Source organism: Streptomyces sp. NPDC048171 (genome assembly GCF_043202655.1).
Taxonomy (GTDB): domain Bacteria; phylum Actinomycetota; class Actinomycetes; order Streptomycetales; family Streptomycetaceae; genus Streptomyces.
Window position 1 is genome coordinate 1 of sequence record NZ_JBIDAU010000023.1, and the last position, 21,673, is coordinate 21,673.

Genomic DNA, 21,673 nt, shown 5'->3' on the forward strand with positions numbered 1-21,673 from the left:
CTTGCGTTTCCGACTCTATCAGATCTTTCCGACCCGATTTCCTCGGTGCTTTCCAGGTTCCCGCTTTCGCGTTTCCCTTTCCGGCGGTTCCGACTCTATCAGATCCTTTCGGGCTCTGATTCCCCGTCAGAGGGGGGTTGTCTTCCCGGCCCTTGGGCCGTTCCGACGTTCCAAACCTTAGCGGACAGTCGCGGTGTTTCCCAATCGGGGACTACCGGGCCGTCGAGCGACAATCGGAATTGAATTCGGACATGCCGAAGTCATTCCCACTGGGGGCTCGTGCTGGTGGTTTGGGTGCCGCTGCTGCGGCGGAGGTGCTACCGCAGAACCGTTACGGTGCCGTGGCAACCCGAAGAACTGTACGGACCTCGTAGGGGGCTGTCAACCGCCTCTGTCAAGATCTTTATTCGAGGTCGCTGAGCCGGCCGCCCGCGTCGGGCTGGGCGTGCTCGACCCGGCGCAGGAGGCGGGTGAGCACCTCGCCGAGCGCGGTCCGGTCGTCGGGAGAGAGGTCCTGGAGCAGGTCCTCTTCGAAGACCGAGGCGAGGCGCATGGCCTCCAGCCACTTCTCGCGCCCCTCCGACGTCAGCTCGACGATGACGCGGACCCGGTTCGACTCGTCGCGCTCCCGGGTGACCAGGCCCTCGGTCACCATGCGATCGATGCGGTGGGTCATCGCCGCGGGGGTCAGGCCGAGGCGCTTGGAGAGGTCGCCGGGGCCCAGCCGGTAGGGGGCGCCGGAGAGGACCAGCGCCTTGAGCACTTCCCAGTCGGTGTTGCTGATGCCCAGCTCGGCGGTCTGCCGGCCGTACGCGACGTTCATGCGGCGGTTGAGGCGGGACAGCGCCGAGACGATCTTCTCGACCTGGGGGTCGAGGCCCTGGAACTCGCGCTGGTAGGCGGCGATCTGTTCTTCGAGTGGCGGTTCGCCTGCGCCTGAGGTGTCGCCCATGGCCGCAGTATGGCACGCCACTGCTTTGCCTTGAAGTCCTTCACTATGTACTCTTTACCTTCGAACTTTAGCTTCTAAGTCTTCAGCTCTAACGGCTGGAGCGATCGACCCAAGAGAGGGTGAACGTGACCAGGGCAATGGGCGCCGCGATGCGCCGGATTCACGTGGGCAACGCACTCAGCGCGTTCGGACTCGGCTTCACCGTCCCCTACCTGTACGTCTATGTGGCGCAGGTCCGGGGGCTCGGCTCCATGACGGCGGGTCTCGTGCTCGCCGTCTTCGCGGTGGCCGCGCTGATCGTGCTGCCGTTCGCCGGGCGGGCCATCGTCCGGCGGGGCCCGCTGCCGGTGCTGCTCATCGCCCTGGTCACCGCCGCGCTCGGTGCGCTGAGCCTGGGGCTGTCGGCCTCGGCGGCCACCGTGCTGCTGTCCGCCGCCGCGCTGGGCGCGGGTCAGGCCGTGATGCAGCCCGCGCTCGCGACGATGATCGTGGACTGCTCCACGACGGAGACCAGGTCGCGGGCCTTCGCCATGCAGTTCTTCCTGCAGAACCTGGGACTCGGCGTCGGCGGACTCATCGGCGGTCACCTGGTCGACACCACCAGCGCCTCGTCCTTCACGCTGCTGTTCGCGATCGAGGCGGCCATGTTCCTGGTGCTGGTCGCGGTGATGGCGACCGTGCGGGTGCCGCGCGCCCCGCGCGTGGAGGCCGTTCCGGGCCAGGCGTCCGGGGGCAGCTGGAAGCAGCTGCTGGGCAACCGCGCGATGGTGCAGCTGTGCGTGCTGGGCTTCGTGCTGTTCTTCGCCTGCTACGGACAGTTCGAGTCGGGGCTGAGCGCCTACGGCGTCGAGGCCGCCGGGATCACCACGTCCGCGCTGGGGACGGCGCTGGCCGCGAACACGCTGATGATCGTGATCGCGCAGTTCGCGGTGCTGAAGTTCGTGGAGCGGCGGAAGCGGGCGCGCGTGATCGCCGCCGTGGGTCTGATCTGGGCCGTGGCGTGGGCCGTGGCCGGGTACGCCGGGCTCGGGCACGGCAGCCAGACGATGGCGACGGCCGCCTTCATCTCGACGTACGCGCTGTTCGGTCTGGGTGAGGCGATGCTGTCGCCGACGCTGGCCCCGCTGGTGGCGGACCTGGCGCCGACCGGGCTTGCCGGGCAGTACAACTCGGCCTTCGCCCTGGTGAAGCAGCTCGCGCTGGCGATCGGGCCGGCGGTCGGCGGGCCGCTCGGGGCCTCCCTGCACGCGCCGTACATCGTGGCGTTCCTGTTGTTCTCGCTGGGCATCACGGTGCTGGCGGTGCGGTTGGGGCGGCAGCTGACCGACGTACAGAATCAGCCGTCGCTGGCTCGGAGCCGGGTGGTCACGCAGGGGCGGGCGCCCGCGGACGCGGTGGCGGCCGCGGAGGCGTGAGCCGGGGGTGAAGCCGTGGCGGGCTCCGGTCCGTCACGGCTTCGGCAGGACGAACTCGCACCAGACGGCCTTGCCGCCACCGGGTGTGCGCCGGGACCCCCAGTTGGTGGCGATGGTCGCGACGATGGCGATGCCCCGGCCGGACTCGTCCCCGGGCTCCGCGCGGCGGCGCCTGGGCAGGTGGTCGTCGCCGTCGGTGACCTCGATGATCAGGCGGCGGTCGGTGCGGCGCAGGCGCAGCCGCATGGGCGGCGAGCCGTGCTGGAGGGAGTTGGCGACCAGTTCGCTGGTGGCCAGGACGCCCAGGTCGTGCAGATCGGTCGGGAAGCGCCAGCTGGTCAGGACGCCGGAGGCGAAGGCACGCGCGCGTGGGGCCGCTTCCACGCCGCCGAGCAGTTCGAGGGCGGCGTTGCGGAACAGTTCGGCGTCCGCGCCGGTGCGCGCGGGGTGCTGGAGGACCAGGACGGCGACGTCGTCGTCGTGGTCCGGGGTGACGCCGGCGGAGCGGACCAGGCGGTCGCAGATCACCTGCGGGGTGCCGGTCGCGCCGGACAGGGCGCGCTCCAGGGCTGCGATGCCCTCGTCCAGGTCCTCGTCGCGGCGTTCCACCAGGCCGTCCGTGTAGAGGACGGCGGTGGAGCCGGGGGTCAGGGAGATCGAGCCGGACGTGTGCACCCAGCCGCCGGTGCCGAGCGGGGGGCCGGTGGGCTCGTCGGCGCGCTGGACGGTGCCGTTCTCGTCGCGGACCAGGATGGGCAGGTGCCCGGCGGACGCGTAGACCAGCCGGCCCTCGTTGGGGTCGTGGATGGCGTAGACGCAGGTGGCGATCTGGTTGGCGTCGATCTCGGTGGCGAGGCCGTCGAGGAGCTGGAGCACCTCGTGCGGGGGCAGGTCGAGGCGGGCGTAGGCCCTGACCGCCGTACGGAGCTGGCCCATGACGGCCGCCGCGCGGACGCCTCTGCCCATGACGTCGCCGATGACCAGGGCGGTGCGGCCGCCGCCGAGGGTGATCACGTCGTACCAGTCGCCGCCGACCGCGGCCTCGGTGCCACCGGGGTGGTAGGTGGCGGCGACGCGCAGGTCGTCGGGCTCCTCCAGTTCCTGTGGGAGCAGGGAGCGCTGGAGGGTGACGGCGGTTTCGCGCTGGCGGCGTTCGCTCGCGCGGAGGCGGGCCGCGGCCTCGGCGTGGTCGGTGACGTCGGTGGCGAAGACGAGAACGCCGCGGTCGCCGCTGCCCTTGTCGCGCTCGGTGACCGGGGTGCAGGTGAAGGTGTAGGAGCGGCCGTCGGGGGCCTTGCGGGACTTGAGGGTGCGGGGCCGGCCGCTGCGCTGGACCTGGTCCAGGAGCGGGAAGAGGCCCGGCTCGTCCAGCTCGCGGAGGGCCTCGCGGGCGCGTTCGCCCAGGTCGCGCATGCCGAAGGCGGCGACATAGGCGTCGTTGACGTAGGCGAGGCGGTGTTCGGGGCCGTAGACGAGGGCGACGAGGGCCGGGACGCGGTCGAGGACGTCGCGCACGGGCAGGTCGTCCACCGCGGGGACGGGCGGGGCCTCCTCGGTGAGCTGCTCGACGCGGGCGGCGGGTACGGAGCCGTCGCTCCTCCGGTCGGGGGAGACCGCCGTGTCGGTCCGCGCTGCGGCGCGGCGCTGCGTTCCGGGGAGTCGGGCGCTCCAGCGCGTGAAGTTCACGAATCCTTGCCTCGTGTAGTTGTCGGCGGCCGGAGACCGGGACGGCCGGGACCGGCCGTGGCCCCGGGGGCCGCGCGGGGCGGGCGGCGGCGCGCCCGCGGTGGTGGACCAGTCTGGCAGGGTGCCGGCCTGGCCGACATCCGTCAGACGCCTCAGTCGGCGGGGGAGTTCCGGACTCCGGTCAGGACGACCCCTTCGGGTTGTGCGGCGGTTCCTGGGAAGGCTTTCCACCGGCCGCGAGTTCGAACTCCGCTCGGGGATGTTCGAGTGAACCCAGGGAGACGATCTCCCGTTTGAAGAGTCCGGCGAGGGCCCATTCGGCCAGCACGCGCGCCTTGCGGTTGACGGTGGGGACGCGGCTGAGGTGGTAGGCGCGGTGCATGAACCACGCGGGGTAGCCCTTGAGCTTGCGTCCGTAGACGTGCGCGACGCCCTTGTGGAAGCCGAGGGAGGCGACGGAACCGGCGTATTTGTGCGCGTACGTGTCGAGGGGCTCGCCACGCAGGGCGTGCGTGACGTTGTCGGCGAGGACCTTGGCCTGGCGGACGGCGTGCTGGGCGTTGGGGGCGCACTCCCGCGCGGGGTCGGACGCGGTGACGTCCGGGACGGCGGCGGCGTCTCCCGCGGCCCACGCGTGCGGGGCGCCGTCGACCGACAGGTGGGCGGTGCAGGTGAGGCGGCCGCGGTCGTCGAGGGGCAGGTCGGTGGCGGCGAGGACCGGGTGGGGTTTGACGCCGGCCGTCCAGACGACCGTACGGGTGGGGAAGCGGGAACCGTCGCTGAGGACGGCGACGCGGTCGGCACAGGAGTCCAGGCGGGTTTCCAGGCGTACGTCGATGTTGCGGCGGCGCAGTTCGGTGACCGTGTAGCGGCCCAGGTCCTCGCCGACCTCGGGCAGGATGCGGCCCGATGCCTCGACGAGGATCCACTTCATGTCCTCGGGGGTGACGTTGTGGTAGTACCGCGCGGCGTAGCGGGCCATGTCCTCCAGCTCGCCCAGGGCCTCCACGCCCGCGTAGCCGCCGCCGACGAACACGAAGGTGAGGGCGGCGTCGCGGATGTCGGGATCGCGGGTGGAGGAGGCGATGTCCATCTGTTCGAGGACGTGGTTGCGCAGGCCGATGGCCTCTTCGAGGGTCTTGAAGCCGACGCCGTGGTCGGCGAGGCCGGGGACGGGCAGGGTGCGGGAGACCGAGCCGGGCGCGAGGACGAGCTGGTCGTAGGTCAGCCGGCGGGCGCCGGTGCTCTCCTCGTCGGTGGCGAGGGTGGTGATGGTGGCGGTGCGTGTCGTGTGGTCGATGGACCGGGCCTCGCCGATGACGAGGCGGCACTGGCCGAGGAGCCGGCGCAGGGGCACGACGACGTGCCGCGGGGAGATGGAGCCGGCCGCCGCCTCGGGCAGAAAGGGCTGGTACGTCATGTAGGGGTCGGGGGTGACGACCGTGATCTCGGCTTCGCCCCGCCGGAGTTCACCCCTGAGGTTCCGCTGCAGACGCAGGGCCGTGTACATCCCGACGTAGCCACCGCCGACAACGAGAATGCGCGCACGTTCCTTCACCATCCCATGACGCACCCGGCGCTTGCGTTTGTCCACAGGCTCGTCGATTTGTGTGACCGGAGATCGCGAAGGCCCGGCCACGTCCGCGGGACCGTGGTGAGGCGCGGTCGTGCAGGTCAGCGGGGGTGGGGGTGGGGGCGGCGGGCGGCACATTCGGGGCGTATGTGATCCGTGCTCCGATCGGGGGGCGCTCCGTGCGGAACGTGCCCCTTCTGAATTGACCCTCGCTCAACTATGTTCTTTCCGACGGGGTGCAGGGGGATGCGCTCACCGGGTCCGCGACGGGCGGACCGCGGAAGGGGCCAGTTCCACACACTCCGGCTTTCGATGGCGGGGAGAGTCTCCGGGGGGAGACGTCATTACCGGGGGATTGTCTATGCATGTTCAGGACTCTCATTGGTCGTCCGCGTCGGCTGTCGCGCCCGGTGGCGCGATGAGTGCGGCGGCGGGTGGCGCACGCGCGGACGCGGCACGGAACGCTCCGTTGCGCGTGGACGCCCAGCGCAATCTGGAGCACGTCCTGCGCGCGGCCCGCGAGGTCTTCGGCGAGCTGGGTTACGGCGCGCCCATGGAGGACGTGGCGCGGCGCGCCCGGGTCGGTGTCGGCACCGTGTACCGGCGCTTTCCGAGCAAGGACGTGCTGGTCCGGCGGATAGCCGAGGAGGAGACGGCGCGGCTGACCGACCAGGCCCGGGCGGCGCTCGGGCAGGAGGACGAACCGTGGTCGGCGCTGTCCCGCTTCCTGCGTACGTCGGTGGCCTCGGGCGCCGGCCGGCTGCTGCCGCCGCAGGTGCTGCGGGTCGGGGTGTCGGACTCCGCCGACGACGGTGCGGGCGGTGACGGCGCCGCCGTCCCGGTCGGGGAGCCGCGGGTGCCGCAGCAGCGGATACAGCCGGGCTCGGGTGAGCTGCGGCTGGTGTCGGAGGAGCACGGCGCTGCCGGTGCGACGGCCGATGCCTCGGCGTCCGTGGAGGTCGATCACGGTGCGGCGGCGCTGCTGGAGGTCGTGGGCCGGCTCGTGGAGCGGGCCCGTGCGGCGGGCGAGCTGCGGCCGGGCGTCTCGGTGTCGGACGTGCTGCTGGTGATAGCCACGGCGGCGCCCTCGCTGCCTGACCCGGCTCAGCAGGCGGCGGCCTCGGCCCGGCTGCTGGACATCCTGCTGGAGGGGCTGCGGTCGCGTCCCGCCTGAACCGCCGCGGCCGTCGGGGCGGGGGCGAGGTATTTCTCCTTCCCCGAACGGCTGAGCGTCATTACCGCCGCGCGGCAAGTCCCCACGGACGAGTGGTGATCGGCCCGACTAGGTCCTGAACAAAAGCCAATATGGCACTCTGGCGCCGTGTTCGGACTGGCTGGGCAGGCGGCGGGGGCTTTCCGCGATGAGCGTTGACGGGCGGGGCGGGTCACTCGGTGACGGCGAAGGCGGGCCCGGTGACACCGGACCCGCCGACTCACCGCAGGTGCCGGGCCAGGGCGGACGGGCCAGGTCCCCGTGGGGCGGCGGTCCGGCGGACGCGGGTCGGCCCGGCCCGGGTGGGGGTGCGGCCGAGGCCGGTCCTCCGGCGGGGTCCGGCGTCCCGGCCCAGCGCGAGCTGCACGAGGACAGCGTCCTGCCGCCGCCGCGCGAGGTCCCGTCGTCCGACGCCGAGCTGATCGAGGGCATGCGCGCGGGCGACGACACGGCCTACGAGGAGCTGTTCCGGCGCCACGCGGACGCGGTACGCCGGTACGCGCGCACCTGCTGCCGCGACGCCCACACCGCGGACGACCTCACCGCCGAGGTCTTCGCCCGCATGCTCCAGGCGGTGCGCGGGGGTTCGGGTCCCGAGCACGCCGTGCGCGCCTACCTGCTCACCGCGGTCCGGCGGGTGGCCGCGGGCTGGACGCGGTCGGCCGGGCGGGAGCAGCTGGTCGACGACTTCGCCGTGTTCGCCGCGCAGTCCGCGCGGACCACCGAAGGCCCGGACGACGACACCCTGGAGCTGGGCGCCGATGTCCGGGCCATGCACCAGGCCGAGCAGTCGATGGCGATGCGGGCCTTCCGGTCGCTGCCGGAGCGGTGGCAGGCCGTGCTGTGGCACACCGAGGTCGAGGACGAGTCCCCGAGCGAGGTGGCCATGCTCTTCGGGCTGGACGCCAACGGCACCCGGGTACTCGCCAGCCGCGCACGCGAGGGTCTGAAGCAGGCTTACCTCCAGGCCCACGTCAGTGACACCCTCACCGGCGACGAGGAGTGCGCCCGCTACGCCGACCAGCTCGGCACGTACGCGCGCGGCAGGCTGCGTGTCCGGGCCGAGCGCGGGCTGCGCAAGCACTTGGAGGAGTGCGCGCGGTGCCGGCTGGCCGCCACCCAGATCGAGGAGGTCGCGAGCGGCATCCCCGCCGTGGTGCCGGTCGCCGTCATCGGCTGGTTCGGCGCCGCCGGGTACGCCAAGGCGGCCGGGATCGTCGCCGGTGGTGCGGGCGTCGGCGCGGCGGGTGCGGCGGCGGCCGGTGGTACCTCCGGTGGCGCGGGCGGCGGCGCGGGCGGCGGTGCCGCGGCCTCCGAAGGGCTGGGCGCGCCGGTGAAGGCGGGCATCGCGGCCGGTGTGGTGGCGGTGGCCGCCGCGGCGGCGCTGGTCTTCGCGCTGGCCGGCGACGACGAGCCGGAGGACCGTCCCTCGAGGGCGGCCCCGCCCGCCTCCTCACCGGTGGCCCAGCCCGCCCCCGACTCCCCCACGCCCACCCCGCGCCCACCCCGCCCCCAGCCCCCGGCGTCCGCCCCCGAACCGGCCCCGACCCCCACCCCGACGCCTGAACCGCCCCGGACACCGAAGCCGACCCCCACCCCGAGGCCCACGCCCACGCCGACCCCGCCCCCGTCACCCCCCGCACCCTCGCCCTCCCCCACACCCCCACCGCCCGCCTCACCGCCCCCACCCGCACGGACCGTCTACCAGTGGAGCCAGCTGGCGTACGACGTGACCGGTGACGGCACCCGGCCCGAGATGCGGCTGGCCGGGAGCAGTTGGGTGTGGCAGCGCTCAGCACTGTCGGTCGACGGCGTGCGGTACGCCCACGGCGTCACCGTCCACGGCCGCTCCTCCGTCACCATCGACCTCAACCGCTCCTGCTCGTCCTACGACGCGCTGGTCGGCGTCGACGACCTGGCGATGAAGCTCGGCAAGGTCCACTTCTCGGTGTACGCCGACGGGGTCCGGCTGTGGAACTCCGGGGCGGTCGAGGGCGGTGACCCGGCGGTGCCCGTCCATGTGGACGTCTCGGGGCGCGAGACCGTACGCCTGGTGGCCGAGCCGCACGGACCGTTCGACTCGGCGACGCTGGCGGACTGGGCGCAGTCGCGCTTCACCTGCGCGTAGCGCCCGCTCCACCCCGCGCTCTACGGGGCCGGCTGACGTGGCCGGGGTTCGCGCACCGCCTCGTCCAGTTCGCGCAGGACGTCGCCCGGGGTGAGGGCGGCGCCTTCGGCCTGCTCGGCGGCGTACCGCTCACCGCCGAGGGCGGTACGGGCGGCGGCCCCGGCCCGCTCGGCGTGCGCGCGGTCGGGCATGGGGCGTGGGCGGTCGCCGCGCCAGTGTGCGGCCGCGCCGAGCAGCCGTGCCGACCGGGCGTGGTCCCCGAGGCGGCTCAGCAGTTCGGCCGAGCCGTCCACGAGGGCCGCCACGACCAGGTCGGCGCACCGCTTGCGCACCGCCGTCCGGAGGGTCTCCACCAGCAGCGGCAGCCCCTCGCGCGGCCCCGACTCCCCCGCCGTGACGAGGGCGTCCACCAGCCCCAGCATCGCCAGGAACTGCGGCGGCGGCGTCCCCCGCACGCACTCCGCGCGGGCCGCCTCGCACAGGGCACGCCCGCGCGTGAAGTCCGCGTCCTCCACCGCGAGTCCGGCCCGCAGCATCAGGACGAACGCCTTGGAGTCCACCACGCCGTACCGGTCGGCGGCGGCGCCGGCGCGGTCGAGCACGGTGAGCGCCGTGTCGCGGTCCCCCGCGCGGTAGGCGATCTCGGCGAGCCGGGCGATGAGGAGGGGCGACTCCGCGAAGGCGCCCACCTCGTCGGCGAGCCGAAGGGCCTGCTCGTACTCGGCCCTGGCCTCCTCGTAGCGGCCGAGGACCATGGCGTGCTCGCCGAAGGCGCTGCACACCTGGGCCTCCACCAGGCGGTCCCCGATCCGGCGGCTGAGCACGCGCAGTTCCGCCAGGTCCTCGTCGATGCCGGCCAGGCCCCCGGAGGAGTCGACCACCGAGAGGGTGCGGAACATGAGGCCGGCGGCGATCTCCCACTCGCCCCCGTAGGCGCGGCAATTGGCGACGGAGGCGTCCATGGCCTCGCGTACGTCGCCGGAGTCGCTGACGAAGAACTGGGTCAACGGCCAGATGAGGCCGGGCACCCGGGCCGCTTCCGGGCCTCCTGCGGCGAAGTGGTCCCGCAGCCTGACGACGTACCGGCGCATCCGCTCGTCGAGCCGTCCCTCCCCCGGACCGGCCTCGAAGGTGAGGAGGAGGTGCATCATCCGCACCTGCATGCGCAGGGAGTGCAGCGGGTGCCGGGTGTCGCCCTCCGGTACGGCGAGGAGGGCGTCCACGGGATCGGCGGCGGCCGTACGGCGGGCGAGGACGTCCGGCGTCGGCACCTCCCCGCCGCTCGCGTCCAGGGCGGCTCCGAGACGCAGCGTCCGGTCGAACCACCGGATGCCCTCGTGCCGGTAGTTGCGCAGCCACCAGAACCATCCCATGGCGAGGGCGAGGGCGGCGGCCTCCCGCTCGTCACCGGCGCCGAGGGTGCGGTCGAGGGCCGCGCGGATGTTGTCGTGCTCGGCCTCCAGCCGGGCGATCCAGGGCAGCTGCCCGGCGGACCGCAGCTGGGGGTCGGCCTCCTCGACCAGCGCGCGTGCCCACGCGCGGTGGGCCTCTTCCGCTCGGGCGCGCAGTTCGGGCAGCTCGGCGGCGCGTTCGTCGGCGTACTCGTGGATGGTCTCCAGCATCCGGTAGCGCGTGCCGGCGCCGTGGGTGCCGGGGGCGGCGACGACGAGGGACTTGTCGACGAGGGCCCCGACGACGTCGGCCGCGGGCCCGGTGCAGACGGCCTCCGCGGCGTCCAGCTCCCAGCCGCCGGCGAAGACGGACAGCTCGCACAGCGTGGTCCGTTCGGCGTCGTCGAGGAGGTCCCAGGACCAGTCGACCACCGCCCGCAGGGTCTGCTGGCGGGGCAGGACGGTGCGGCTGCCGGAGGTGAGCAGGCGGAAGCGGTCGTCGAGCCGGTCGGCGATCTCCCGGGGCGTGAGCACCCGCAGCCGGGCCACGGCCAGCTCGATCGCGAGGGGGAGCCCGTCCAGCCGTCGGCAGATCTCGGCGACCGCGGTCTCGTCGCGCAGCACGCTCCCGGCGTCGGGCCGTACGGCGGCCGCGCGGGCGGCGAAGAGGCGCTGGGCCTGGTCCGGGGTGAGCGGCTCGACCGGGCGCACCGACTCGCCCGGGACGCCGAGCGGCTCACGGCTGGTGGCGAGGACGGTGAGGCCGGGGCAGCGGGTCAGCAGCGTCTCGGCGAGCCGGGCCACCTCTTCGATGACGTGTTCGCAGTTGTCAAGAACGAGAAGCAGGTCGCGAGCCGCGCAGTACTCGACGAGCAGGGCGACGGGGTCGTGCGGGACGGCGGCCCGGTCGCTGCTCACCAGGACGGTCTCGCGCAGCCCGAGCGCGTTGACGACCGCACCGGGCACGGCCTCGGGCCGGTCGAGAGGGGCCAGTTCGACCAGCCAGGCCTGCGGGAGCGCGGCGGCGGCCTCCTCGGCGAGGCGGGTCTTCCCGGAGCCGCCGGGGCCGGTGAGGGTGACCAGCCGGGCCGTGTGCAGTTCGGAACGGATGGCGTCGAGTTCGCGTTCGCGTCCCACGAAGGAGGTCAGCCGGGGGCGGATGTTGCCCGTCCGCGCGGGGGCCTCCGGCCGCCTGTCGCCGGCGGGGGCGGCGAGCAGTTCGGCGTGCAGGGCGCGCAGCTGCGGCCCCGGTCCGGTCCCGAGTCCCTCGTCCAGAGCACGCCGGGCGTCCTCGTAGGCGGCCAAGGCGTCGGCGGCGCGGCCGGCGGCGCGCAGGGCGCGGATGAGGAGGGCGTGCAGCGGTTCGTCGTACGGGTGCGCGGCGGTCAGTTCCCGCAGCCGCGGTACGGCGTCGTGGGCCTCGCCGAGGCGCAGGCCGACCTCGATCCGGGCCCGGGTGGCCTCCAGGCGCAGCGCCTCGGGGCGGGCGGCGGCGTCGGGGAGGTCGGTGAGGGCGGGCCCCCGCCACAGCCCGAGGGCCTCGTCCAGCTGCCGGGCGGCGCCCTCGGCGTCACCGCGCTCGAGGGCGGCGGTGCCGTGCCGTACGAGGCGCTCGAAGACGTACAGGTCCACGTCGTCCCGGGTCGCGTCGAGCCGGTAGCCACCGGGGGCGGAGGCGACGGCGTCCTTGCCGACGGTACGGCGCAGACGGCCGACCAGTGCCTGGAGGGCGGCGGGGGCGTCCTTCGGCGGATCCTCCGCCCAGACCTCGTCGATCAGGGTGGCGGGGGTGACGACCTGGCCGGGTCGCAGGGCGAGGGCGGCGAGCAGCGTCCGGAGCCGGGGCCCGCCGGGGGTGACGACGGTGCCGTGGTCCTCCGTCTGGGCGATCCCCAGGATTCTGTACCGCACGGGTTCATTGTCGCCGGAGTCGGGCGGTGGGGGTCCCGGGGTGGGTTTACGCGGCCCGCGCGACGGGGGCGCGTACGCGGTGAGCCCGCGTCCCGGCACAGCGCGGTACCCGGCGCGGGTGTGGGCGCGGGGTGGGTGACGCGGACCGGCGCTTGCCGGGTGCCGCTGCGCCCACCCGTGCCGCCCCAGCGGCACGACTGCCCGCAGCTCGGGCGGCACGGGTGGCCGCAGCCGGGGAAGACGGCGGAGAGCCGCGTACGGCGGGAAGGGGGCGGGTCGGGGGGTGTCCGCCCGCAGCGGTTGGCGCGTCAACACAGTTCACTTCTGTGGCCGACCCATTCCGCGCCGTTCCGAGGACGGACACCCCCCGGCGCGCCCCCGACCCACCACCGAACCCAACGCGCTACGCGCACCCCCACCGAAGCAGCCACAGGCCGCCGCAGGCACCCCACCCCCCGCACCGCGCCACGCGCACCCCCACCCGCACAGGCCGCCGCAGGCCGCCGCAGGCCGCCGCAGGCACCACCCCATCACCCCCGCCGCACCACAGCCCCCGCCCCACCCAACGCCCCCCGCTCCGGCGCGATTCCGCCCGGTACCGCGCGTTGGCGGGCCGGGGTGCCCGTCCAGCAGGTGCCTCGGCGGGCCAGCAGCCGACGCAGCCAGAGCTCCAGGGAGACCAGGTCGGCCACGCCGTCCAGCGGCAGTGCCTCGCCCGCCGCCACCGCGCGCACCGCCTTGCGCACCACCCGCGCCTCCACCAGCCCCGCCTGCGCGAGCAGCGGCGTGTCGAAGAGGCCGAGCAGGGAGTCCGCGGAGACCCGCAGCCCCGCCCGTGCGGCCGAGGCGGCCAGCGCCTGTGTGGGCGCCCCCCACCCGCTGGGCAGCTCGCTCACCCCCGCTCCCTCCAGCACCGTCCGCAGAATGGACGCCCGCGCCCCCGGCTGCACCCGCAGCGCCTCCGGCAGGGCCCGGCACGCGCGTACGACCTGGTTGTCGAGGAACGGCGCGTGCAGCCGCTGGAAGCGGATCTCGGCCGCCTGCTCCAGCACCCGCACGTCCGCGGCCTGCCGCGCCAGCGCCGTACGCGCGCGGAAGTCACCCGGCCGCTGGCCGGGACCCACCCCCGACCGCTGCGACGAGGTCTGAAGGCGAACCGATACTTCAGCCAGCGCCTCTCCGGTCAGCCACCGCGCCGCCGGTCCGGGCCCGGCCCAGGTCAGCGCGGCCAGGGACGCGTCCATCGCCCCGTCGCCGAGCGCGTCGAACCGCCGCCGCAGCAGCCGCTCGGCGAGCACCTCGAGACCCGTCCGGTACGGGGTCCGCGCCAGCCGCCGTGCCGCCCCGTACACGCGCGCGGGGACCAGCACCGACCCGTCGGCCTTGGCCAGTGCCGCGACCGGCCGCACGAGATGGCGTCGCTTGCGGTCCATCAGCAGGTCGGCCAGGCGCGCGGGATGGGCGTCGAGCACCTGCCGTGCCCCGTACCCCGTGAAGTGGTCCGCGCTGCCCGCCGCCAGCCGCGCCCGGTGCCGCGCGGCCGCGACCAGGGACGAGCCCGGTTCGTCGGTGAGCGGCCCGTCCAGGTCGGCGTAGGGCAGCATGTCCTCCCCGCCGGTGACCACCACGTGGTGCAGCCGCGGGTTGGCCGCCAGCGCGCCCGCCCGCGCCAGCTCGGACTCCTGACCGCCCACGGCGAGGTCGTTGAAGGTGACGGCCAGCAGCCGCTCCCCGGCCCCGGTGCCGTGCCCGAGTACGGTCCCCGGCATCCCCGGCAGCCCGGCGGCCAGCAGCGCCAGCGTGCCCGAGGCCGGCCCGCCGGACAGGTCGGCCCCGATCCCCGGAACCGGCATCCCGCGCGCGGCACGCCGTTCGGCGGGCCCCATGCCCGGGACGGGCCCGGGGTCGATGCCGTCGCCGGGGACGTGCCGCGGCGCGGCGAGACGCGTGCGCACAGCCTCGACCAAGGCATCCCGCACCCCGTCCACGGCGCGGTCGGGGTCGGCCGAGGGCGCCGCGACGGCGAGCGAGGCCACCGGCTCGTACCCGGCGATCTCGCGTGCCCCGGCGCGCAGGATCAGCGCATGCCCCGGCGGAACGCGCTTCACGCCGTCGTACGGGGTGGAGTCGTCCAGCGCGGCGGGCACGTCGGGCGCGGCGAGCAGCGCGGCGAGGTGGCCGAAGTCGAGGTTGGCCTCGACGAGGTCGGCCAGGGGCAGCGCGGCGGTCGCGTAGGCGGTGCCGCCGGACCAGGGGGTGTGGAAAACCGGCCGCGCGCCCGCGAGATCGCCGCAGACGGTGATCCGCCGCCCCACCTGGACGACGGCCGTGTAGCTGCCGGGCCACGCCGTCAGGTGCCGGAGGGCGCCGCCGCGCGCGGCGAACAGGGCGACCCGCAGCTGCTCGTCGGAGGCGCCGCAGATGCCGAGGACGGCGATCCGGGTCTGCGGGTCGGCGTCGACGACGCGGACCTCGTCGGGGCGCCAGTCGCCGACCGCCCACAGAGGGTCGGGGTCACCCCACAACGGCTGGGCGCCGACGGGCTGCACGGTCTCGCCGTCGTACCCGGTGGCGCCCGCGGAGCCGGCCGCGCCGGTGATGCCCGCGGCTCCCACGGCGGCGCTGCTCCACCCCACCAACCACCGCATCGACGCCTCCACAGGCTGGGGACAACCAGTGCACCGTACGAACTGGTTCCCCATGCTGCCATGAAGGGCGCGCCACAGAGCAGCGGCGGAGCCGCACCGGCTCCCGTGAATGCGTCCTCGCGGTCACTCGCGCGAGGACGTCAACTCCCCTTCCGCTTCCGCTCGGCGCTCGATCCACGCTCCGTCCGCGCGCCCTCCGAGGGCGCGAAAGCGACTCGAATGCGCCCCCACAACGCGCCGTTTGGCTCCCCAGCGCGCCCTCAACTCCCATGGTGAGGACGGATGCAGGCCTGAAATACCAGGAACGATTTTCAGCCAAATCGACGACACACGGACAGACTCGAACACGCTGTGTACAGGCCCCCCGCCCACCCGTCGGCGCTCGGCCCGGGAGGCGGGACTCGCCCCCCGGGCCGGTCCGCCGCCCGCGGGGATGTAGGCGGCGGTGTCCCCCAGCCCGCTGGATCCAGTACAGCGGGCCGACCCACGCGACACCCATGGAATCGCTCCCGCCATGGCCGGAGAAGAGCGCACGGACGGGCGCACGGCCACACAACGGGAGCACGCCGCAACGGACCGTGCACGCACCGCACTTGAGTACGGACCACAATCCCGCCATCCGGAACAATGCCTCTTAACGCCTGGGATCCGGCGAACTACGCTGGGTTTACGAATGCCGCGTGGTTATGCCAGCGCGGCAGCCGTCTGTGTCGAGGGGTGGCGCATGTCCAGGGAGCAACGCGGGCCGAACGAGAAGCTCGGCGCCGTTCTCGCCCTCGCGGGAATCAGCAACGCAGGACTCGCCCGGCGCGTCAACGACCTTGGCGCCCAACGCGGGTTGACACTTCGCTACGACAAGACGTCGGTGGCGCGCTGGGTGTCGAAGGGGATGGTGCCGCAGGGTGCGGCACCGCACCTCATCGCCGCCGCCATCGGCCAGAAGCTCGGCCGCCCGGTGCCGCTCCACGAGATCGGCCTGGCGGACGCGGATCCCGCCCCCGAAGTGGGCCTCGCCTTCCCACGGGACGTCGGCCAGGCGGTGCGGTCCGCCACCGAGCTGTACCGTCTCGACCTCGCCGGCCGCCGGGCCGGCGGCGGCATCTGGCAGTCGCTGGCCGGCTCGTTCGCGGTGAGCGCGTACGCGACGCCCGCCTCCCGGTGGCTGATAACCCCGGCCGACAGCTCGGTGGCGCGCGACGTGGGCCCGGCCGAGGGTTCCGGCGCACCGCTCAAAGTCGGCCACAGCGATGTGCAGAAACTGCGGGAGGCCGCCGAGGACGCCCGCCGCTGGGACTCCAAGTACGGCGGCGGCGACTGGCGTTCGTCCATGGTCCCCGAGTGCTTACGCGTCGAGGCGGCACCCCTGCTGCTCGGCTCCTACTCCGACGAGGTCGGCCGCGCCCTGTTCGGCGCCTCGGCCGAACTGACCCGGCTGGCCGGGTGGATGGCCTTCGACACCGGTCAGCAGGAGGCGGCCCAGCGGTACTACATCCAGGCCCTGCGCCTGGCCCGCGCGGCGGCCGACGTCCCCCTGGGCGGCTACGTCCTCGCCTCGATGTCCCTGCAGGCCACCTACCGCGGCTTCGGCGACGAGGGCGTGGACCTCGCCCAGGCCGCCCTGGAGCGCAACAGGGGCCTGGCCACGGCCCGCACCATGAGCTTCTTCCGCCTGGTGGAGGCACGGGCCCACGCGCGCGCGGGCGACGCACCGGCGGCCGGCGCCGCGCTGAAGGCCGCCGAGAGCTGGCTGGAGCGCGCCCGCCCCGGCGACAGCGACCCGTCGTGGCTGGGTTTCTACTCCTACGACCGGTTCGCCGCCGACGCGGCCGAGTGCTACCGCGACCTGAAGGCACCACGCCAGGTGCGCCGCTTCACCGAGCAGGCCCTGTCGCAGCCGACGGAGGAGTTCGTACGCTCGCACGGCCTCAGGCTCGTCGTCTCGGCGGTGGCCGAGCTGGAGTCGGGCAATCTGGACGCGGCCTGCGAGCAGGGCGTGCGGGCGGTCGAAGTGGCCGGCCGCATCTCCTCGGCCCGCACCACCGAGTACGTGAAGGATCTCCTGCACCGCCTGGAGCCCTACGGCGACGAGCCGCGCGTGGTCGAGCTGCGCGAGCGAGCGCGGCCGCTGCTGGTGACCCCGGCCTGACGCGGCCGGCCCGATGCACCGCCCCTTCCGGGTTTGAAGGCATTGTCAGTGGCGCAGTGCACTATCGAAGCCGGGAGGTGGACCGGGAGATGGAACGAGTGTTCGACTGCGATGTGCTGGTGATAGGCGGCGGCATCGTCGGCCTGTCTACGGCGTACGCGATCACGCGCGCCGCCCCGGGCACCCGGGTCACGGTGCTGGAGAAGGAACCGGGCCCCGCCCGGCACCAGACGGGCCGCAACAGCGGCGTCATCCACAGCGGTGTCTACTACCGCCCGGGCTCGCTGAAGGCGCGCTACGCGGTGCGGGGCGCCGCCGAGATGGTCAAGTTCTGCGCCGAGTACGGCATCGACCACGCCGTCACCGGCAAGCTGATCGTCGCCACCGACCGCGCCGAGCTGCCCCGCCTGCACGCCCTCGTCCAGCGCGGCCGGGAGAACGGCATTCCGGTGAGGGAGCTGGGCGCCGCCCAGATCCAGGAGTACGAGCCCGAGGTCAGGGGCCTCGCCGCCATACACGTCGGCACCACCGGCATCTGCGACTACGTCGCCGTGGCCCGGCAGCTGGCCCAGGCGTCCGGCGCGGAGCTGCGCTACGGCGCCGAGGTACGGCACATCGACCGCCGCCCCGGTCTCGGCGTCGCCGTCCGCACCCGCTCCGGCGAGGTGCTCCGCGCCCGCGTCCTGGTCAACTGCGGCGGGCTGCACTGCGACGAGATCGCCCGCCTGACCGGCGACGACCCGGGGATGCGCATCGTGCCGTTCCGCGGCGAGTACTACGAGCTGGCCCGTCCCGAGCTGGTGCGGGGACTGGTGTACCCGGTGCCCGACCCGGCGTTCCCGTTCCTCGGGGTCCACCTCACCCGCGGCATCGACGGCGGCGTCCACCTCGGGCCGAACGCGGTGCCGGCGCTGGCCCGCGAGGGATACGGCTGGGGTGTCGTCCGCCCCCGTGAGCTGGCCGCGACGCTGGCCTGGCCCGGCTCCTGGCACATCGCGCGGCGGCACTGGAGGTACGGCACGGGGGAGCTGCGCCGGTCCCTGTCCAAGGCGGCCTTCACCACCGCCGTCCGCAGACTGCTGCCGTCCGTGACGGAGAGCGACCTCGTCGCGGCGCCGGCCGGCGTGCGGGCCCAGGCGGTGCTGGCCGACGGGACGCTGGTGGACGACTTCCTGATCAAGGAGGGCCCCCACGCGGTGCACGTCCTGAACGCGCCGTCGCCCGCGGCCACCGCGGCCCTGCCGATCGGGCGAGAGGTGGGCCGCAGGGCACTGACCCTGCTGGGAGGCTCGTGAGCCCGGCACCGGCGGGCCGTAAAATTGGGGGCACTGTGTCTGATTTCCCCAGCGCCCCCGACGCTCACCAGCCAGCCGCCACCCACACCGGCACCCCCCTGAGGCACACCCGTGCCAAGGGGGAGCCGCGCTTCCCGGACGGGCCTAAGGCCGACCCCGCCGGATCGCACTTCGAGCGGCGGATCCGCAGTTTCCAGCCCCGGCGCAGCCGCGTGACCGCCGGCCAGGCGGACGCGCTGCAACGGCTGTGGCCCCAGTGGGGACTGGACATCGACGGGCAGCGCGACCTCGACCTCGGCGAGCTGTTCGGCGACGCGCGCCCGGTCGTCCTGGAGATCGGCTTCGGCATGGGCGAGGCCACCGCCCAGATGGCCGAGGCCGACCCCGGCACCAACATCCTCGCCGTGGACGTCCACACCCCGGGCCAGGGCAACCTCCTCGGTCTCGCCGAGCGGAACGGCCTGTCCAACATCCGGGTGGCCAACGGCGACGCGATCATCCTGCTGCGCGAGATGCTCGCCCCCGGCTCGCTCGCCGGACTGCGCGTCTACTTCCCCGACCCGTGGCCGAAGAAGCGCCACCACAAGCGCCGCCTGATCCAGGAGGAGTTCCTGACCCTGGCCGCGGCCCGGCTCGCGCCGGGCGCCTTCGTGCACTGCGCCACCGACTGGGAGCCGTACGCCGAGCAGATGCTCGACGAGCTGACCGCGCACCCCGACTTCGAGAACACCGCCCCGGACGGCGGTTTCGCGCCGCGTCCCGCGCACCGGCCGCTGACCCGTTTCGAGGGCCAGGGGCTGGACAAGGGACATGTGGTGAACGACCTGCTCTTCCGCCGCGTACAGCTCCGCGATCCCCACGAAGAGCAGCCCCCCACCGGTTAGGGTCCATGCCGTGGCCAGTCCCCCGTGTCCGACGCGTCAGCCCACGTTCGCGCGTACGCATCCGCACTGGTGGCAGCGGTCCTGGGTGCGGTACGGCGCGCTGATCACGCTGCTCGCGCTCTCCGGTCTGGTGATCCTCGCCCTGGTCCGCGAACAGACCGGCACGCGGGGTTTCCTGGTCGGGCTCGGCCTCGCGGTGCTGCCCGTGCCGCTGCTCGTGGCCGCCTTCCGCTGGCTGGACCGGGTCGACCCCGGCCCCTGGCGCAACCTGGTGTTCTGCTTCTCCTGGGGCGCCTGCGCGGCGGCGCTGATAGCGATCGTCGCCAACAGCTTCGCGACCAGATGGATAGCGACCGCCACCGCGGACCCGGCGAGTGCGGACACCCTGGGTGCCACGGTGATAGCGCCGGTCGTCGAGGAGTCCGCCAAGGCCGCGGCGGTCCTCCTGGTCTTCCTGTTCCGCAGGCGTGACTTCACCGGCATAGTCGACGGAGTGGTGATCGCCGGGGTCACCGCCACCGGCTTCGCGTTCACCGAGAACATCCTGTACCTCGGCACCGCGTTCGGCACCGACCAGCTCACCGGCGGCAGCGGCATCGCCTCCGTCACCGCGGCGACCTTCTTCGTCCGTGTCGTGATGTCCCCGTTCGCGCACCCGCTCTTCACCGTGCTCACCGGCATCGGCTTCGGCATCGCCGCGCTCTCCGCGGGCCGCCACCGCCTGCGCCGCGCCCTGCTCCCGCTGTCCGGCCTGCTGCTCGCGATGGGCGTGCACGCGCTGTGGAACGGCTCGGCCGCGTTCGGCGAGTGGGGCTTCTACGCCGTGTACGCGGCCTTCATGGTGCCGGCCTTCGGCCTGCTGACCTGGCTGGTGATCTGGACCCGGCAGCGCGAACTGGGCACCGTACGGGCCGAACTGCCCGCCTATGTCCTGGCCGGGTGGCTGACGCCCGTGGAGCCGCACGCGCTCGGCTCGATGCGGGCCCGGCGCGTCGCCCGGCAGCACGCCCGGCGGCACGGTGGGAAGGAGGCGGCACGCGCGGTGGCCCAGTACGAGGCGTTCGCGACCTCGCTGGCGTTCCTGCGCCGGCGCGGCCGCCTGGGCCGGGCGGGGGCCGACTACGCCGTGCGGGAGCGGGAGATGCTGGACGCCCTGTGGCACCGTCGCGGCGCGGCCCGCCCGGCCCTCGACCACGCGGCCCGCTCGACGGCACCGCCCGTGCCGCGGCCCGCGCAGCCCTGGGCCCACCCGTACGGGTGGGCGTACGGCCCGTACGGCGGCCACCCTCCGGCGCCGTACCCGGCCCAGACGCCGTACCCGGCCCAGGTGCCGTACGTCCCGTACGCCCGCCCGTACGCACCGCCGGACGCCCACCGCCCCTAAGGGCCTGTCGGCGTCCCGCTCAGGCCGACGCCCGTGTCAGCCGCGCGACCTCGTCGTCCGTCAGGCTCAGCTCCGCGACGCCCAGCAACGCGGGCAGCTGCTCCACCGTGCGCGCGGACGCGATCGGCGCGGCCACCGTCGGCTGCGCGGCCAGCCAGGCGAGGGCGACCGTGGCGACGGGGGCGTCGTGGGCCCCGGCGATCTCGTCCAGGGCGGCGAGCACCCGCCGGCCGCGCTCGGTCTCCAGGTGCTTGGCCGCACCGCCCGCACGGGGGCTGTCCACGCTCGCGCCGGGCCGGTACTTGCCGGTGAGGAAGCCGGCCGCGAGGGCGTAGTACGGCACGGCGGCCAGGCCCGACCGCTCGGCGAGGTCGCGCAGCCCGCCCTCGTAGGTGTCGCGCGAGACCAGGTTGTAGTGCGGCTGGAGGGCGACGTACCGGGCGAGGCCCTCGCGGTCGGAGAACTCCAGGGAGGCGGCGAGCCGCTCGGCGGAGATGTTGGAGGCGGCGATGTGCCGCACCTTGCCCGCCCTCACCAGCTCGTCCAGCGCGCCGATGATCTCCTCGACCGGCACCTCGGGCTTGTCGAAGTGCGTGTAGTAGAGGTCGATGTGGTCGGTGCCCAGGCGGCGCAGCGAGGCGTCGGCCGCCGCCTTGATGTTCGCGGCGGACAGGCCCGGGTACTCGGGGTGCTGGCTGACCTTGGTGGCGAGGACGACGTCGTCACGGTTGCCGCGGGCCGCGAACCACCGGCCGAGGACGGTCTCGGACTCGCCGCCGCTGTTGCCGTCGACCCAGGCGGAGTAGGAGTCGGCGGTGTCGACGAAGTTGCCGCCGGCCGCCGTGTAGGCGTCCAGGACGGCGAAGGAGCGGTCCTGGTCGGCGGTCCAGCCGAAGACGTTGCCGCCGAGGGCGAGGGGGAAGACCTCCAGGTCGGAGGAGCCGAGCTTGCGCAGAGAAGTCATGTAGGGCGTCAACGAACGCACCGGATCAGGTCATTCCGGCACAGACGCAAAAACCCCGCAAACCGGCAGCCCTGACGTCGGGG

13 protein-coding genes are annotated in these 21,673 nt (G+C 74.1%); 7 read left to right on the forward strand and 6 right to left on the reverse strand.

Annotated features, from left to right (window positions below; all coding sequences use genetic code 11):
- Positions 1 to 403 precede the first annotated feature (403 nt).
- A complete protein-coding gene (locus ACGF3J_RS37715; protein ID WP_393856033.1) occupies positions 404 to 952 on the reverse strand; it encodes a MarR family winged helix-turn-helix transcriptional regulator in 549 nt (182 codons plus the stop codon).
- Positions 953 to 1,089: 137 nt separating this feature from the next.
- Here ACGF3J_RS37715 and ACGF3J_RS37720 point away from each other — a divergent pair, with 137 nt between their 5' ends.
- Positions 1,090 to 2,367 (forward strand): MFS transporter, encoded by a 1,278-nt coding sequence (locus tag ACGF3J_RS37720; protein WP_393856041.1) that lies wholly within the window; start codon positions 1,090 to 1,092, stop codon positions 2,365 to 2,367.
- Positions 2,368 to 2,400: 33 nt separating this feature from the next.
- Here the strand turns inward: ACGF3J_RS37720 and ACGF3J_RS37725 are convergent, their stop codons facing one another.
- Positions 2,401 to 4,053 carry a SpoIIE family protein phosphatase gene (locus tag ACGF3J_RS37725; RefSeq protein ID WP_393856034.1) on the reverse strand — a complete coding sequence of 551 codons (1,653 nt, stop codon included), beginning with the start codon at positions 4,051 to 4,053 and terminating at the stop codon, positions 2,401 to 2,403.
- A 181-nt stretch (positions 4,054 to 4,234) separates the two neighbouring features.
- Entirely contained in the window at positions 4,235 to 5,614 is a 1,380-nt protein-coding gene (locus tag ACGF3J_RS37730) for an NAD(P)/FAD-dependent oxidoreductase (RefSeq protein WP_386934788.1), read from the reverse strand.
- 373 nt (positions 5,615 to 5,987) lie between these two features.
- Here ACGF3J_RS37730 and ACGF3J_RS37735 point away from each other — a divergent pair, with 373 nt between their 5' ends.
- Together ACGF3J_RS37735 and ACGF3J_RS37740 are read left to right on the forward strand one after the other, a co-directional pair.
- Positions 5,988 to 6,800 carry a TetR/AcrR family transcriptional regulator gene (locus ACGF3J_RS37735; protein WP_393856035.1) on the forward strand — a complete coding sequence of 271 codons (813 nt, stop codon included), beginning with the start codon at positions 5,988 to 5,990 and terminating at the stop codon, positions 6,798 to 6,800.
- A 187-nt stretch (positions 6,801 to 6,987) separates the two neighbouring features.
- Complete coding sequence (locus ACGF3J_RS37740) at positions 6,988 to 8,967, forward strand: sigma-70 family RNA polymerase sigma factor (protein WP_393856036.1); 1,980 nt, start codon at positions 6,988 to 6,990, stop codon at positions 8,965 to 8,967.
- Positions 8,968 to 8,987: 20 nt separating this feature from the next.
- On the opposite strand, the gene ACGF3J_RS37745 is transcribed toward ACGF3J_RS37740, so the two are convergent.
- Both ACGF3J_RS37745 and ACGF3J_RS37750 read right to left on the reverse strand, forming a co-directional pair.
- The gene (locus tag ACGF3J_RS37745; protein WP_393856037.1) at positions 8,988 to 12,269 is read right to left on the reverse strand and encodes a BTAD domain-containing putative transcriptional regulator; all 3,282 of its coding nucleotides are present in this window, start codon (positions 12,267 to 12,269) and stop codon (positions 8,988 to 8,990) included.
- Positions 12,270 to 12,799: 530 nt separating this feature from the next.
- Positions 12,800 to 14,917, reverse strand: a complete 2,118-nt coding sequence (locus ACGF3J_RS37750; protein ID WP_161326197.1) for an asparagine synthase-related protein — start codon at positions 14,915 to 14,917, stop codon at positions 12,800 to 12,802.
- A gap of 724 nt (positions 14,918 to 15,641) precedes the next feature.
- Here ACGF3J_RS37750 and ACGF3J_RS37755 point away from each other — a divergent pair.
- The 4 genes from ACGF3J_RS37755 to ACGF3J_RS37770 all read left to right on the forward strand — a co-directional run bounded on the left by ACGF3J_RS37755 (position 15,642) and on the right by ACGF3J_RS37770 (position 20,626).
- A complete protein-coding gene (locus ACGF3J_RS37755) occupies positions 15,642 to 17,063 on the forward strand; it encodes an MFS transporter (RefSeq protein WP_161326198.1) in 1,422 nt (473 codons plus the stop codon).
- A gap of 89 nt (positions 17,064 to 17,152) precedes the next feature.
- A complete protein-coding gene (gene lhgO / locus ACGF3J_RS37760; protein WP_161326199.1) occupies positions 17,153 to 18,358 on the forward strand; it encodes an L-2-hydroxyglutarate oxidase in 1,206 nt (401 codons plus the stop codon).
- Between the two features lie 35 nt (positions 18,359 to 18,393).
- The gene (gene trmB, locus ACGF3J_RS37765; protein ID WP_393856038.1) at positions 18,394 to 19,242 is read left to right on the forward strand and encodes a tRNA (guanosine(46)-N7)-methyltransferase TrmB; all 849 of its coding nucleotides are present in this window, start codon (positions 18,394 to 18,396) and stop codon (positions 19,240 to 19,242) included.
- Positions 19,243 to 19,252: 10 nt separating this feature from the next.
- Positions 19,253 to 20,626, forward strand: a complete 1,374-nt coding sequence (locus tag ACGF3J_RS37770) for a PrsW family intramembrane metalloprotease (RefSeq protein ID WP_393856039.1) — start codon at positions 19,253 to 19,255, stop codon at positions 20,624 to 20,626.
- Positions 20,627 to 20,645: 19 nt separating this feature from the next.
- Here ACGF3J_RS37770 and ACGF3J_RS37775 read toward each other — a convergent pair whose 3' ends face one another.
- A complete protein-coding gene (locus tag ACGF3J_RS37775; RefSeq protein ID WP_393856040.1) occupies positions 20,646 to 21,590 on the reverse strand; it encodes an aldo/keto reductase in 945 nt (314 codons plus the stop codon).
- Between the last annotated feature and the right edge of the window lie 83 nt (positions 21,591 to 21,673).

What these genes read in the sequence shown, in the direction of transcription:
- ACGF3J_RS37715 (WP_393856033.1), bottom strand. Translation starts at nt 952, where the DNA reads ATGGGCGACACCTCAGGCGCAGGCGAACCGCCACTCGAAGAACAGATC.
- ACGF3J_RS37720 (WP_393856041.1), top strand. Translation starts at nt 1,090, where the DNA reads ATGGGCGCCGCGATGCGCCGGATTCACGTGGGCAACGCACTCAGCGCG.
- ACGF3J_RS37730 (WP_386934788.1), bottom strand. Translation starts at nt 5,614, where the DNA reads ATGGTGAAGGAACGTGCGCGCATTCTCGTTGTCGGCGGTGGCTACGTC.
- ACGF3J_RS37735 (WP_393856035.1), top strand. Translation starts at nt 5,988, where the DNA reads ATGCATGTTCAGGACTCTCATTGGTCGTCCGCGTCGGCTGTCGCGCCC.
- ACGF3J_RS37740 (WP_393856036.1), top strand. Translation starts at nt 6,988, where the DNA reads ATGAGCGTTGACGGGCGGGGCGGGTCACTCGGTGACGGCGAAGGCGGG.
- ACGF3J_RS37750 (WP_161326197.1), bottom strand. Translation starts at nt 14,917, where the DNA reads ATGCGGTGGTTGGTGGGGTGGAGCAGCGCCGCCGTGGGAGCCGCGGGC.
- ACGF3J_RS37755 (WP_161326198.1), top strand. Translation starts at nt 15,642, where the DNA reads ATGTCCAGGGAGCAACGCGGGCCGAACGAGAAGCTCGGCGCCGTTCTC.
- lhgO (WP_161326199.1), top strand. Translation starts at nt 17,153, where the DNA reads ATGGAACGAGTGTTCGACTGCGATGTGCTGGTGATAGGCGGCGGCATC.
- ACGF3J_RS37775 (WP_393856040.1), bottom strand. Translation starts at nt 21,590, where the DNA reads ATGACTTCTCTGCGCAAGCTCGGCTCCTCCGACCTGGAGGTCTTCCCC.